Origin of the sequence: Rhodopseudomonas palustris, assembly GCF_003226555.1 — a bacterium.
Lineage (GTDB): Bacteria > Pseudomonadota > Alphaproteobacteria > Rhizobiales > Xanthobacteraceae > Rhodopseudomonas > Rhodopseudomonas palustris_I.
In genome coordinates, this window is sequence record NZ_QKQS01000003.1 from 1 (window position 1) to 13824 (window position 13824).

General features: G+C 63.2%; 15 protein-coding genes. 6 read left to right on the forward strand and 9 right to left on the reverse strand.

What is annotated here, in order from left to right:
- Positions 1 to 155: 155 nt before the first annotated feature.
- The 3 genes from DNX69_RS01105 to dctP are packed head-to-tail and all read right to left on the reverse strand — an operon-like array spanning position 156 to position 3072.
- On the reverse strand, positions 156 to 1514 hold the full coding sequence (locus DNX69_RS01105; RefSeq protein ID WP_110784150.1) for a TRAP transporter large permease: 1359 nt from the start codon (positions 1512 to 1514) through the stop codon (positions 156 to 158).
- Complete coding sequence (locus DNX69_RS01110) at positions 1511 to 2053, reverse strand: TRAP transporter small permease (protein ID WP_110784152.1); 543 nt, start codon at positions 2051 to 2053, stop codon at positions 1511 to 1513. Before DNX69_RS01110 ends, DNX69_RS01105 begins: the two co-directional genes overlap by 4 nt.
- Positions 2050 to 3072, reverse strand: a complete 1023-nt coding sequence (dctP, locus tag DNX69_RS01115; RefSeq protein WP_110784153.1) for a TRAP transporter substrate-binding protein DctP — start codon at positions 3070 to 3072, stop codon at positions 2050 to 2052. The genes DNX69_RS01110 and dctP overlap by 4 nt, the downstream gene beginning before the upstream one ends.
- Before the next feature lie 271 nt (positions 3073 to 3343).
- On the opposite strand from dctP, the gene DNX69_RS01120 reads away from it, so the two are divergent.
- Positions 3344 to 3583, forward strand: coding sequence for a pentapeptide MXKDX repeat protein (locus tag DNX69_RS01120; RefSeq protein WP_110784155.1), 240 nt, complete (start codon positions 3344 to 3346; stop codon positions 3581 to 3583).
- Positions 3584 to 3624: 41 nt separating this feature from the next.
- Here DNX69_RS01120 and DNX69_RS01125 read toward each other — a convergent pair whose 3' ends face one another.
- Complete coding sequence (locus DNX69_RS01125) at positions 3625 to 3972, reverse strand: GrlR family regulatory protein (protein WP_110784156.1); 348 nt, start codon at positions 3970 to 3972, stop codon at positions 3625 to 3627.
- A gap of 184 nt (positions 3973 to 4156) precedes the next feature.
- Between DNX69_RS01125 and DNX69_RS01130 the strand changes: the two genes are divergently transcribed.
- Together DNX69_RS01130 and DNX69_RS01135 are read left to right on the forward strand one after the other, a co-directional pair.
- Positions 4157 to 7147 (forward strand): outer membrane protein, encoded by a 2991-nt coding sequence (locus DNX69_RS01130; RefSeq protein WP_110784158.1) that lies wholly within the window; start codon positions 4157 to 4159, stop codon positions 7145 to 7147.
- A 181-nt stretch (positions 7148 to 7328) separates the two neighbouring features.
- The gene (locus DNX69_RS01135; protein ID WP_110784345.1) at positions 7329 to 7787 is read left to right on the forward strand and encodes an FKBP-type peptidyl-prolyl cis-trans isomerase; all 459 of its coding nucleotides are present in this window, start codon (positions 7329 to 7331) and stop codon (positions 7785 to 7787) included.
- Between the two features lie 48 nt (positions 7788 to 7835).
- On the opposite strand, the gene DNX69_RS01140 is transcribed toward DNX69_RS01135, so the two are convergent.
- Positions 7836 to 8177 (reverse strand): hypothetical protein, encoded by a 342-nt coding sequence (locus DNX69_RS01140; protein ID WP_110784346.1) that lies wholly within the window; start codon positions 8175 to 8177, stop codon positions 7836 to 7838.
- 219 nt (positions 8178 to 8396) lie between these two features.
- Here DNX69_RS01140 and DNX69_RS01145 point away from each other — a divergent pair, with 219 nt between their 5' ends.
- Both DNX69_RS01145 and DNX69_RS01150 read left to right on the forward strand, forming a co-directional pair.
- Positions 8397 to 9203, forward strand: coding sequence for a threonine/serine exporter family protein (locus tag DNX69_RS01145; RefSeq protein WP_110784159.1), 807 nt, complete (start codon positions 8397 to 8399; stop codon positions 9201 to 9203).
- A complete protein-coding gene (locus DNX69_RS01150; RefSeq protein ID WP_110784161.1) occupies positions 9200 to 9679 on the forward strand; it encodes a threonine/serine exporter family protein in 480 nt (159 codons plus the stop codon). The genes DNX69_RS01145 and DNX69_RS01150 overlap by 4 nt, the downstream gene beginning before the upstream one ends.
- On the opposite strand, the gene DNX69_RS01155 is transcribed toward DNX69_RS01150, so the two are convergent.
- A complete protein-coding gene (locus DNX69_RS01155; RefSeq protein ID WP_110784162.1) occupies positions 9680 to 10033 on the reverse strand; it encodes a hypothetical protein in 354 nt (117 codons plus the stop codon).
- A 243-nt stretch (positions 10034 to 10276) separates the two neighbouring features.
- On the opposite strand from DNX69_RS01155, the gene DNX69_RS01160 reads away from it, so the two are divergent.
- Complete coding sequence (locus DNX69_RS01160) at positions 10277 to 10717, forward strand: translation initiation factor 2 (protein WP_110784164.1); 441 nt, start codon at positions 10277 to 10279, stop codon at positions 10715 to 10717.
- An 896-nt stretch (positions 10718 to 11613) separates the two neighbouring features.
- Here the strand turns inward: DNX69_RS01160 and DNX69_RS26015 are convergent.
- Genes DNX69_RS26015 through DNX69_RS01175 form a run of 3 tightly spaced genes read right to left on the reverse strand, consistent with a single transcriptional unit; the run spans position 11614 to position 13695 of the window.
- Positions 11614 to 12228 (reverse strand): hypothetical protein, encoded by a 615-nt coding sequence (locus tag DNX69_RS26015; RefSeq protein ID WP_133255957.1) that lies wholly within the window; start codon positions 12226 to 12228, stop codon positions 11614 to 11616.
- Positions 12225 to 12566, reverse strand: a complete 342-nt coding sequence (locus DNX69_RS01170; protein WP_110784165.1) for an STAS-like domain-containing protein — start codon at positions 12564 to 12566, stop codon at positions 12225 to 12227. The genes DNX69_RS26015 and DNX69_RS01170 overlap by 4 nt, the downstream gene beginning before the upstream one ends.
- Complete coding sequence (locus DNX69_RS01175; RefSeq protein WP_110784167.1) at positions 12559 to 13695, reverse strand: sensor histidine kinase; 1137 nt, start codon at positions 13693 to 13695, stop codon at positions 12559 to 12561. The genes DNX69_RS01170 and DNX69_RS01175 overlap by 8 nt, the downstream gene beginning before the upstream one ends.
- Positions 13696 to 13824 lie beyond the last annotated feature (129 nt).

Genomic DNA, 13824 nt, shown 5'->3' on the forward strand with positions numbered 1-13824 from the left:
CCTCCAGCCAGCATGTTGAATCAGAACAATTCCGATTTGGGAATCCAAAATCGATTCAGCCTGAAATCATCCTGCTCTAGCGGCGCTTAGCGAAGAAACCGGGGCCCCGGATCTGCGCAGCGGCCCGGCGCGCCGCGGCGCGTCCGGGGGGCGGGTTAGCGCGCGCTCTCCGGGCCCATCACCAGGTCCGGCAGCCAGGTCGAGATGCCGGGGACGAAGCACAGCAGCAGCACCGCCAGCATCATCAGCAGCACGAACGGCAGCGTGCCCCAGATCACTTCGGACAGCGGGATGTCGGGGGCGACGTTGCGGATGACGAAGATGTTGAGGCCGACCGGCGGGTGGATCAGGCCCATCTCCATCACGATGGTCATCACCACGCCGAACCAGATGATGTCGAAGCCGGCGGCGCGCAGCGGCGGCAGGATGATCGGCGCGGTCATCAGGATGATCGACACCGGCGGCAGAAAGAAGCCGAGCACCACCACCAGCGCCAGGATCGCTACCAGCAATCCCCAGCGTGGCAATTGCATCGCCACGATCGCTTCGGCGGCCGACTGCGAGATGTGCAGGTAGCTCATCACGTAGGAATACAGCAGCGACATGCCGATGATCATCATCAGCATGGTGCTTTCGCGGATCGTCGAGGTCAGGATCGGCGACAGGTCGGACGGTTTCCACACCCCGTAGATCAGCGCGATCAACGCCAGCGCCAACAAGCCCCCGAGACCGGCTGTCTCCGACGGCGTGGCGTAGCCGCCATACAGCGCGATCATCACGCCGGTGAGCAGGATCACGAACGGCAGCACTCGCGGCAACGCACCGAAGCGCTGTGCCATGGTGTAGTGCTCGCGAGTGAGGATCGCCGAGTTCTGACCGGTTTGCTCGTAGGCCGCCTTGGCGGCGGCGTATTCGTTGCGGAAGCGCCATACCGCGTACAGCCCGAACAGCGTCACCAGCAGTAGCCCCGGACCGATCCCGGCGAGGAACAGCCGGCCGAGCGATTTCTCGGCCGCCACCGCGAACAAGATCATCGTCACCGACGGCGGCAGCAGGATGCCCAGCGTACCTCCGGCCGCGATGATGCCGGCGGCGAAACCGCCGGAATAACCGCGCTTGCGCATCTCCGGAATGCCGGCCGAGCCGATCGCCGAGCAGGTCGCGGGCGAGGAGCCGGCCATCGCGGCGAACAGCGCACAGGCGAACACGTTGGCGACGCCGAGCCCGCCGGGGACGCGGTGCAGCCAGGCGTGAAGCGCCGAATACAGATCCTGACCGGCGCGCGACTTGCCGATCGCCGCGCCCTTGAGGATGAACAGCGGGATCGACAGCAGCGTGATCGACGCCATCTCCTCGTAGACGTTCTGCGTCACCGTATCGAGCGAGGCGTGCGGCATATAGATCGCCATGAATGCCAGCGCGACCGCGCCGAGCGCGAACGCGATCGGCATGCCGGAGAACATCGCCGCCAGGGTGGCGAGGCCGTAGCTGATGCCGATGCCGAGCACGGTCACGGGCGGCGCGTCCCGAAGGCCTGAACGATCTGCAGAGCGAGTTGAAGACAGAGCAGGGTCATGCCGGCGGCCATCAGTCCGTAAGGGATCGCGAGCGGCGGCGACCAGATCGAGTCGGTGACCTGGCCGTCGACAAAGGCTTCATGGGTCAGCGTCCACGACTTCCAGGCGAAGAAACCGCAGAAGGCGAGGCTGCCGACATCGACCAGCAGCAGGCGCACCCGGTTGACCGCGGGTGGCAGCAGTCCGGTGAAGGCCTCGATGCCGATATGGCCGCGCTGCCCCTGCACGAACGCGGCGGTGAGGAAGGTGGCCCCGACCAGCAGGAATACCGCGGCCTCGTCCTGCCAATAGGTGGCGGCGTTGAACAGGCCGCGACTGATCACGCTGTAGCTGAGGATACAGCAAGCTGCGACCAGCGCCAGCGCCGCCAGGACAAGGATGATGCCGTTGACGAAAGCCAGCCCCCGCGCCGCCGCACCGATCAATCCGCGGCGGGAGGCGGCGTCTGGGGAAGCCGGCGCGACACCGTGCATCATGCGGCGTTGTCGGTGGCGAGCTTCAGCAGCTTGGCCGAGGTCTCGGTCTTTGCGGCGTAGTCCTTCCACGCGGTGTCGCGGGCGATCGCACGCCACTTCTCGACGGTCGCCTGATCGAGCTTGTCGACCTTTGCGCCGGCCTTCTCGTAGACCTTGGCGACCTCGATATCGTCGTCCTGGGCGCCCTTCTTGCCGAACGCTTCGAGATCGCTGCCGACCGACAGGATGATGTCCTGGTGGTTCTTCGGCAGCTTGTCGAACACCGCCTTCGACATCATCAGCGGTTCGAACATGAACCAGTACGATGCGTCGGCGCCGGAGGTGAGGTGCTTGGCGACTTCCTCGAGCCGGAACGAGATCAGGCTGGTGGAGGAGGTGATCCCGGCGTCGCAGGCGCCGGTCTGCATCGCCGCGTAGATCTCGTTGGACGGCACCGACAGCACCGCGGCGCCGGCCTTCTGCAGCACCATGTCCATCTCCCGCGAGCCGCCGCGCACCTTCAGGCCCTTGGCGTCGTCCGGTTCGACCAGCGGTTCGGAGCGGCTGGCGACGCCGCCGGCCTGCCACACCCAGGTGATCAGCATGATGCCCTTGTCGGCGAGCAGATCGGTCAGCATCTTGCCGACCGGCTTGGTCTTCCACGACAGACCCTGATCGTAGGTGGACACCAGGCCGGGCATTAGTCCGATATTGGTCTCCGGAACTTCGCCGCCCGCATAGGGCATCGGATACAGCGACAGGTCGAGTGCGCCTTTGCGCATCGCCGAGAATTGCGCCTTGGTTTTGATCAGCGACGAGCCCGGATAGACTTCGCCGGCGAGTTCGCCGCCGGAGCGCTTGCCGATCTCCTCGGCGAACTTGCGGCACAGCCGGTCGCGGAAGTCGCCCTTGTCGATGGTGCCGCCAGGAAACTGATGCGAGATCTTCAGCGTGGTGGCCGCCTGCGCAGCGCCGATCCCGTATTTGAGGACGGCAGGCGCGGCCAATGCGGAGACGAGGAGGTGGCGGCGTGACAGCATCGTTTCTCTCCCGATCATTATATGTTGGCCTGAATCGCTAGAGCATCAGTCGCGCAATGGTCAAGGCATGATGCGACAAACTGGCCCAATTGGTACGATGTTTGTTAGTTGCAGTGCGGCAGCGGGCCTGTTGCGATGCACGCGCGTCCGGCTATGCCGTCGAACTGAGAGCAAGAAATATTTCGGTCCGGCGTAACATGCGGGATGATTTCAACGTCGAGACAAAGGGCGGCATTCGCCGCGCCGATGATATCGACAAGGATCACACCACATGACCCGCACCCGTTTTGCCGCCGCCTTCGCTCTCGCCGCGTTCGCCTCCGGCCTCGCCGTGGCTCCTGCCGCCTACGCGATGGACAAGATGGAGAAGAAGGACGGCATGTCCAAAGACTCCATGGCCAAGGACTCGATGTCCAAAGACGGCATGAAGAAAGACACCATGGCGAAGGACGGTATGCACAAGGACGGCATGTCCAAGGATCAGATGTCCAAGGATCACATGAAGAAGTAGTCCGCGCGCCGCTGCATTGGGAGCGGCTTGAAGCTACCCGATTAATCGGCGGTGAGCAGCCGCAGCGTGGCGCGAAAGGCGACGCTGCGGCTGCCGATCAACGACGTCCCGAACACTTCGGAGCGAGCGTCGGCGAAACTGCCGGAGAACCCGGTCGTCACGTCGTGTCCTGTGAACAGCGGGCGTCCTGGCGTCTCGCTGTAGGGCGTGTGCTGCCGAGTCAGCAGCTCGCCTTTCCAGGTTCCATCGCCGAGCATGTAGTCGCCGACAGTCCAGAAGTAAGGATCGCCCCCGAGCAGCCGGCCATTGCGCAGGATGATGATCCCGTTGGCCTTCGCGCGGATGCCGTCGAGCATCCGGATGTGAATTGAGTACAGGCCGTTTTGCATGATCCAGCCTTGGTTGCTGCGATCGACTCTACCCCCGCCGGCAGTTCCTACAACTCGCGGCGTCGCGGGCGCGGAATTTTGCTGTGTTGTGCTCAGGCACCATGCACCCGCGAGAGTAGTGTTCCCTGAGAGAATCAGCTTTCCCCTAAGCTGGGTGGTGCGCTTTTTGGCGGAAGGGGGCGGTATGAAGAATGTCTCAGCGTGGTTGACTGTCTGGTCGGTGGTGGTCGTCGGATGCGGCGGAGCACACGCGGACGATCTGCGGGTCATCAAGGCGCCTGCCTCTGCGCCGGCTGTGACGGATTGGACCGGCTTCTACATCGGCAGTCACGTTGGTGGTGCCGCCTCGGATAATGCGTGGAACAGCATTACGGGCGGCGGCACTGCGGTTGCGCCGCAGGATTTCTACGGCCATGGCGTCAGCGGCAATGCGATGACGGGTATCCAGGCCGGCTATAACGCCCAGGTCGGACACTACGTCGTCGGTCTCGAGGGCGACGCCAGCTTCGGCTCCATCAACGGGCTGGCGCGCTGTCTGGTTGGGACGTTTGCCTGCACCAGCCGGATCGACGAGCTCTGGACGCTGGCCGCGCGCTTCGGCTATGCCGCCGGCGACTTGCTGGTCTATGGCAAAGCCGGCGCTGCCTGGGCCGACATTCATCGCCGCATGGTCAGCGGCAACGTCGTCAACGTGCTCGAAGCGTCCGAGACCCGCGCCGGCTGGCTGGCCGGTGTCGGCATCGAATACGCCTTCCTGCCGGGGCTGTCGGGCAAGATCGAGTACAATTACGCGGATTTCGGCAATCGCTCGCTGACGATGTCCGATCAGTTCGGCAATCTGGCCGACGTGTCGATCGGGCAGACCGCGCATCTGGTCAAGGTCGGCCTCAACTATCGGCTCGGCGCTGCCTCGGTCAGCGTGGCACCGCTCCCCGGCGTGCCGCTGCCGCAGTGGAACTGGACCGGAATCTATGTCGGTGTCCATGCCGGCGGAGGCTTCGGCAGCAACGATTGGGAGTCGGCGACGGGCGCGCTGCTCGCCGCTTCGTCCTCTGGTGGTTTCCCCGGGCGCGGTGATAGCTCCGGGCTGTTCGGCGGCGGTCAGATCGGGGCGAACTATCAGGTCGGCCGCTGGGTCGCCGGCATCGAAGCGTCCGCCGCCGCAGCGGATATCGGCGGCTACGCCAAATGCGCCACCGACATCGGGACACGTAGAAATTTCACCTGCCACAACGAGCTGTCGTCGCTCGGCACGATCACCGGTCGGCTCGGGCAGACCTGGGGCAATCTGTTGATCTACGGCAAGGCCGGCGCGGCGTGGGCAACCGGCAGCAGCGAGGTGCAGCGCGCAGGCAGCGCCAGCCGCTTCACCGAAAGCGGCACTCGGTGGGGCTGGGTCGCCGGCACGGGCTTCGAATATGCGCTCAGTCCGAACCTGTCGGGGTTCGTCGAGTACAACCACGTCGATTTCGGCACCCAGGACACCTCTTACGTCGATCAGTTCGGCAATGCCTCCGAGGTCGGCTTCAAGCAGAAGCTCGATCTGGTCAAGGCGGGCCTCAACTATCGGCTCGGCTCGGGCGCACCGACGCTCGGCGCGGGCGGCGACGTGCCGCTGTTCGTCAAGACCGCCGCGCTGCAGCTCGGCTGGCAGATCGAGGCCGGCACCCGGTATTGGGGCAGCTCGGGGCGGATGCAGAAGGATCTGAACGACAATGTTCAGCCGAGCCGATTGAATTCGCGGCTGATCTACGGCGATCAGACCGGACATTCGCTCGAAGCCTTCGTGCGCGTCGATCACGCTTCAGGTCTGTTCGCCAAGGCCAATCTCGGTCTCGGCCATCTCGTCAGCGGTCAGCTCAACGACGAAGATTTCCCGAGCGAAGTGAATTACTCGAACACGATCTCGGAGATGCGCGACGGCCGCCTGGCCTTCGGCAGTGCCGACATCGGCTACAATTTCATCAACGACGGCGGCCGTAAGCTCGGCGGGTTCGTCGGTTATCGTTCGTTCTACCAGACCGGCAACGGCTTCGGCTGTCGGCAGATCGCGACCGATTTCGACACCTGTGGCGTCCCGTTTCCCACCAACTTTGTCGGTCTCAGCGAGACCGAGTCCTGGCGTGGCGTCGCGCTCGGCCTCAACGTTCGTGCGCCGCTGACCGAGCGGTTGCGGCTAGAGGTGGATGCGGCCTATCTGCCTTACGTCAATCGCGCCGGCTTCGACAATCATTGGTTCCGCGCCGACATCAATCCGCAGTCGGAGGTCGGGCACGGCTGGGGCACGCAATTCGAAGCGATCCTGTCTTACGCCGTCACCGATCGCCTCAGCGTCGGCGTCGGTGGCCGCTATTGGTACTTCGCGACCGACAGCGCCAGCACGATCTTCCCGAGAGAAGTGACGACCTCGCCGATGCAGTTCTATTCCGAGCGCTATGGCGGCTTCTTGCAGACCTCTTACAAGTTCGGCGATGTCGATCCGGGCGAGGCCGCGGCGCGCGGCATCACCAAGGCATCGCCGATCGCAGTGGTGAATTGGACCGGCCTCTACGCCGGCGCCAGCGTCGGCGCGGGATGGGGACGTACCACCTATGCCGATCCGTTCCCCACGCCAGTGACGGGCGACCGCGCCGATCTCGGCGGCGCGCTGCTCGGCGGCCAGATCGGTGCGAACTATCAGGTCGGCCATCTGGTCGCAGGCGTCGAAGCCTCGGCGAACTGGGCCAATATCCGCGGCACCGACACTTGCTTCGGCGCGTATCCCAATCCGGTCGTCGCCGGCTTCAATTGCGGCAGCAAGATCGACGCGATCGGCGCCTTCACGGCGCGCGGCGGCTACGCGGTCGATCGAACGCTGCTGTATGTGAAAGGCGGCGCGGCGTGGAATCGCCAGCAGGATCAGTTCAACGCCGTCGGCGTCGGCGGCACGACGCTTGAGAGCACCAGAACCAATTGGGGCTGGACGATCGGCGGCGGCCTCGAATACGCGATGGCGCCGTCCTGGTCGGTGGCGCTGGAATATAAGTACTTCGATTTCGGCGCGTCGTCGGCCTTCGGCACGTCCGTGACACCTGAACTGGATGGCGTCAATCTGGCGCCGCAGAGCAACAAGCTGCAGACGGTGTCGCTCGGGGTGAACTACAAGTTCGGGCCGTCGGCGTTCGCCAGAGAATGAGTTCGGCGACCGAGGCCCGGTGTGCAGCCGGGCCTCGATCGTTTGGACCACCGGGCAGGCGGCCGCGCGAAGCGAGCGCGTGCGCGGGGTGGTCGCGGCCGCCTCGGTTGTCGGATCGGCGCCGAGCGGCTACAACCGGGCCTCACCGCGACCGACGTCGATCTTCCCGAAGGACAATCCGATGCGTTTCGCTTTTCCCGCCGGCGCTGTGCTGGCTTTGGCCGTTGTTGCGCTGTCGCCCGCTGCGGCCCTGATGTCGAGCACCCCCGCCATGTCCGAATCCGCCAAAACCGTCACCACGCCGTCCGGTCTGCAGATCATCGACACCCAGGTCGGCACCGGCGCGTCGCCGGCGCGCGGCCAGATCTGCGTGATGCACTACACCGGCTGGCTGTACGAGAACGGCGCCAAAACCCGCAAATTCGACTCCTCGGTCGATCGCAACGAGCCGTTCGAATTCCCGATCGGCATGGGCCGAGTGATCAAGGGCTGGGACGAGGGCGTCGCCAGCATGAAGGTCGGCGGCAAGCGCACGCTGATCATTCCGCCGGAGCTCGGCTACGGCGCGCGCGGCGCCGGCGGCGTGATCCCGCCGAATGCGACCCTGATCTTCGACGTGGAATTGCTCGGTCTCAAGTAAGGCCGATGATGCGATGGCCCGGCGTGAGCCGGGCCGTCGTCGCCGCGGTTACGGCCGGCCGCAATAGGCCAGGATGCTGCTGGCGCCCATGCCGCAGGTCGCAGTCAGCTTGCCACCCGCGAGCTTGAGCGTATCGGCGAAGCGAGCCTTGGTGCCGCTGACGCAGAACGCCGACAGCAGCGTGTCGTCCTCGGCGCAGGACACCGGGCAGCCGTCGGACGGGCAGGAGGTCGAGGTCAGCGTCTTGATCGGACTGACAGGAGCCGGCGCAGCGGGAGCGACCGCTTGCTCGGTCGTATCGGTCGGACTGGGCTCTGACTCGAAATTACGGACGCCGAAAACCACCACGGCGGCGGCGATGCAGGCGACGATCAATGTCGATAGCTTCATCTTCAACCCCATTCCTCGAATAATCAGCGGCCGAGGCCGCATTGAGCATAGACCTGCATTGCGGAATTGGAAGCGTTCAACGCCAGTGGCGTTAACCCGTCACTGATCAGGCGCAAATGGTAATATGCGACCGCGATTAGTTGCTGGGTGGTATCCGTCCCGCGCACCTGTCGTACCAATCCTGCTTTCGCCCCACTTCGATCTGTATAGCGATCCGCCATGACGACGATTGAACCCGATCCCGCCGACCTCGAACCGATCCATCCGTATTCGCTGGCGCGGATCTCGCACGTCGCGCTGCAGGCCGGCGCGGTGTTGGCGCAGAGCGGGGCCTCGGTGCGGGTGGTGCATGAAGGCGCGCGGATGGTGGCGGAGGGGCTCGGCGTCGAGGTGCTCGGGATGCGCTCCGGCTACGCCTCGTTCGAGATCACGCTGGCGCGCGGCCATCACAGCATCACCCGCATGATGCAGATCGGCCCGCACGGCGTGAACCACCGGCTCGACTTCGCGGTGCGCGATCTGCTGAAGCGCGCGTCCGAAGGCGACATGACGCCGGACGCGATCGAGGCCGAGCTGAAGCGGCTGCAAAAGGATACGCCGCGGCATCCGCCGTGGCTGGTGGCGATCGCCACTGGCGCCGCTTGCGCCGCGTTCGGCCGGCTGCTCGGCTCGGATTGGCTGTCGTTCGGTCCGGTGCTGGCGGCGGCGACCATCGGGCAGGGCGTCCGTCATCTGCTGCTCGGCCGCCGCGTCAACGTGTTCGTCGTCGCGGCGATCGTCGGCTGCATCTCGGCGGCGCTCGGCGGTCTCGGCGCGCGCCTGCTCGGCAGCTCCACCACCGAGCTGGCCATGATGGCGTCGATCCTGCTGCTGGTGCCGGGCGTGCCGTCGACCAACGCGCAGACCGACGTGATGGACGGCTATCCGACCATGGGCAGCGCCCGCGCCGTCACCGTGATCATGATCATGGTGTTCGCCGTCACCGGGCTGTGGCTGGCCGAATTCGTTCTGAGGATCCACGCATGACCGCGACCTGGATCGCGATGCTGCCGCATCTGGCGCATCAGGCGGCGTTCGGCGCGCTGGCTGCGGCCGGGTTCGGCGTGCTGTTCAATTTCGGCTGGCGCACGCTCGCCTGGTGCGCGGTCGCCGGTGCGCTGGCGCTGGCGGTGCGCACCGTGGTGCAGCAGACCGGCGGCAGCATCGAGGCTGCGACCTTCGCGGCGGCCTTCGTCACCTCATTCACCGCGATCCTGGCGCTGCGCTGGCTCGGCCCGGCCTGTAACGCCGTTGCGCTCGCCGGCTGCATCCCGATGGTGCCGGGGGCGTTCTTCGGCCAGGCGATGCTCGGCTATATGGCGGTCGCCGCCGACACCACCGGCTCCTCGACTGCGCAGATCGTCGCCGCCTCGCAGGCGTTCGTCCGGGTGCTGTCGATCGTCGGCGCGATCGGGGCAGGGCTGGCGATCCCGGCCTATTTGCTCAGGAGCCGGCAGTTCTGATCAGCGCCCGGTCCCGGGCCAAGCCACGGAGCGCGCGACGCCGCTCGCCAGCCGTCCGGCATTGCGGCCCTCGACGATGCTGCCGTCGTGGCTGCTGGCCTGGATCAGCGACACTCGGCCGCCGGGATCGATGCGGAATTTGCGGCGGTCGCGATAGCCGGTGCCGTCGAGCAGTCCGTAATCGGTCGTCAGCCACACCGTCGATGTGGTGGTCGCACCGTCGGTCCATACCGGATCGATGATTTCGTCGACCTTGAAGGCCCAGAACTTGTAGCTGTGCGACTGGCCGAACGAGCGGACGCGGACGATCTCCGCCTTCAGATGCAGAATGGCGCGGGCTTGGGACTGGTCCACGAGATCTCGAATGCTCACCGGTACGGAGATCGGTATCCGATTCTGCCACAGGGCCGCTGCCGCGTCATGCGAGGGGGCCGCTGGTAAAATGGCTGACTGCATCCAGGCGCCGATCCCGCGGTGTGGGGACATCCTGCAGATAGGTTTGTCTCTGCGTCTCAGTTGCGGCTTTGGCGGGCCGCGACGGCTTGAAATCCCGCTCGAACACGGTGCTCTGGGAGCATCGGTATCAGAGGGGTTGCAATGCGGTCATTGGGAGGCGCGGTGCTGGCCGCGTTGCTGCTGTCGGGGTGCGCGTCGGTGACGCGCGGCACCACGGAGAACATTTCGATCGCGAGCACGCCGGCCGGCGCCAAGGCCGATGTGTCCGGCACCAAGGCGCCGTTTTCCTGCGTCACGCCGTGCGTGGTCGAGGTGAACCGCAACGCCGACATCACCGTCAGCCTGAGCAAAGAAGGCTATGAGCCGCAGATCATCCCGCTGACCCGCGAAATCTCCGGCGGCGGCGGCGCCGGCTTTGCCGGCAACCTGCTGCTCGGCGGCGTGGTCGGCATGGGCGTCGACGCCGCCACCGGCGCCGCGATGGATCACAAGCCCAACCCGGTGGTGGTGACGCTGCAGCCGGTGGCACCACCGCCACCGGTCGTCCGGCATCATCGCAAGCCGCGGGTGCCGGTGAGTTGATCATCGGAGAGAGGATATTGTTTCCCTCATAGGTAGAAAATTCCTATGAGTGAAATCTGGCTCCACGCCGGAAAGGCTGAATTATCAGGGTTTGCTGCGTCGAACGACGTGGCCCGAGAATTGCGTAGTTGATTCGTTGTGTCTTGATTGCAGCCTGGGAGACAGCGTTGATTTCAAGTTTGTGCAGTGTTGCATCGAGCTATCCGCAGCCTCGATCACCGTCCGATCCGAATCCACAGCTCGCAGGATTTGGCGTGCAGCTGGAAAAGTCTGGAGCCGATATTGCATCAGGTCGTTCGTGGATCCCGGTAGAGCAGCTCACGCAGATCAAGGATTTAAAGATGATATCTGCAGCGGATGATCCGGTTCTACACGACCTGATGGCGACACGCTGGCTCATGAGCCAAGGTGTGAGTGGTACCCAAATCATTTGTATCGGACGACTCTCTGCGGAACACCGATGCGCAGGTGAAAGTCGACGGTGACCTGGTAACGACGATCTACAATGGCGGATCCGCGACGATGACCATCGAGGCGGCGGCGAGAGTTGGTGGACTGCAGGATCCGGTTGGACTGGATGGTCCCAATTTGGCGAGGTGGCGTGCCGAGAACTACGCCAAGTTACTCGGAGGGACCGTGGAGCTGGCATCGACCGCGATCCCTCAATCACATTGGACGCCGCATGAGAGCATCTCTACGACGTTCAGCAGGGAACAACTCGATGCGGCATTTCAGGAGATGCTAGGCGCGGGAAGGCGGGCTACGGCCCAACACCAGTCGCCTTATCTCGCGTCGCAAGCACAGCCCGGTGTCCGCGCAGATTGGTCGGTCCGACGATCTTCAGGCCAGCGCTGGCGACTCCTGCCCCTCTAGCATTGGCCAGTTCGATATGGATCTTAACTGCCTGAATGAGCGAGAAACTTTTCGTCTGTTTGACTGAGAATGTCCGCGAGCGCCAGCATGATAGCGCCTGTTTGCTCTGAACAAGCATGGCGCTGGGGATCTTCGAACGGATCGTTCGTCGCGGCTTTGCGCAGACGAGCCACTTCGCTATTGAGGTCTATGGATTTGCGGCCAGGGGTTCGTTTACTGAGATGTGTTGCCGCCGTCCCCAAGATCGATAGCTTACGCTTTGTGTCGCGGATAGCCTCAACCCTGTCGTCACCTGGCCCTAACTCCCAGGCCTTCATTGCAAGCGAAGCGGCTTCCTCCGCAACTTTCTTCAAATCAGAACAAAGGTCCGAAAGTTCTTTTCGTCGATCTCTATGGCCAGAGAGCCAATGAGCAACGAGGAGGCCAACCAGTGCGACGAGCACGCCGGGTATCGCGGGCGCATAAACGAGAGGATCAGTCAGTCCTTTTGCCGAAGGCGCAACGTGGATTGTAAGGCTCGAAAGCTCCGTTTTCCCGTTGATTGTTAGATGACCTCCCGGCGACACACAAACAGCCGCCTCGGTGGCCGGCTGTTGCTTGTCCTTTTTGTTGCGGGCAGGCCTAAACTGGATTGTCATCGAGCTTTCTTGCCGATGATGTTCTGCTCTGCCTCCTGCATAGCCTCTTCAGCCTCGATTTTGTAACTCCGATCGAGATCGGATTTAATTCGGATTATATTCCTTAGTTCTGCCAGACGGAAGCCTTCATTCCGTATCAGTCCTCCAAATGCTTCGTCGAGAAACGACGACCCAAAGCCTGTAGTGCCGTCAAGATCAACCAGTACAGTTCCACCCTTGCGAAGTTCCTTCACCAGGACCTTGCGGAATTTCTCTCCGCTAAAGGGCCCTTGATGAATATACCGCGGGCCGGGATATGGGCTGAAATCTCTCGCCACGGAGATCCTCAACTCAGACATCTTCGACCTCTAATAGCTCCGAATGGCGGACGCGCCATTGAATGATTGTGCCTCCAATGGACGACGATCGATCGACGATCTGATCCGTGTTCTTAATGTAGGCATAGGATCCGCGATTGGACAGGACCCATAATTCGCCATCGTGGCATGTGTCGACGAATTTTTTCATGTCGCGGAAGCCCTTGCCCCGCCCACCCAGACCGGTAGAAGTCCTGTGAAGTTCTGTGGCCGCTGCAACGAGATGCCCGTCGCTCGGCTCCCAGGACAGCGACTTCAATGCCTTTACTCTGTCAAACAAGTCTATGGTCAATGTTTTTGGAATGCCAACGCCTTGGTCAAAGAAGACGATCATCATTTCGTGCGAGCCTGGGTCGATGTATCCCGTGACCCACCAGCGTCCCTTCATGGTGGGCAGGCCGGTCTCCCCTCGGTATGCATGCTCTTCCGAGTTTCCCATCGCCTCCTTTAAGGCGCCGACCATTCGGCCCAGCGCGAGCTCTCCTAGGTTGAAGGCGCCGTGTGATACCAGTGTGCAGAAGGTCGCAGCAAACTGCGGATCTACGCCTTTGAATGTCCGGAAAGGCACAAAATACGGCCGGTCCGCTTCGTCATCACGCAACACGTTGTCGAGCTCCGGGACATCGATGAGCCGATAGAACCCCATCTCGGAAAGCTGAAGGATGATGGAGTTATCAGTGGGGTAATTGCCATTTACAAGCAGGCCATTCCTCGCTGGTCGGAGATTTTTGCAGCGGTAGATCTCGGCGGTGAGCAAAAGCGTCGCCGCGGGCTCTAGTGAGGTGAGTCTGTCGAAGTACAACATGATCGATCGGTGCTGGTTGAGCGCAGCGTCCCGGAGTTCTTCGATCGATGCTACCGTCTCCTCGTAATTGTCTCTCAGGGAGAGGACTTCCGGAAGTAGGATCGGATAGCGCATGAGGGTTGCGCGCGACGTCCGTCCGAACTGAGGAAGGCCATGCTCCTTCAAGAAATGCGAGTGGTACGTTATTCGGCCTTCGAGCTCCTCGCTGGCTAATTTTAGGCGAGCAACTAGGCGCTGCGTATTCCTACTGCGCTTTGTAGCTTTCCTCTTGAAGTGCGCGCGCTGGCGCGCGGTCAATTTCTTCATATTGCTTTCCTCAACTCCCAATATACGGATACACGGGCGTTGAGTGCTACGATATGGGCATCATTGCTGACCGGGAGCTGCGACCGGATCGGCTAAGGTGGTCAAGAAGAGCTTAAGACGGCGAAGAAC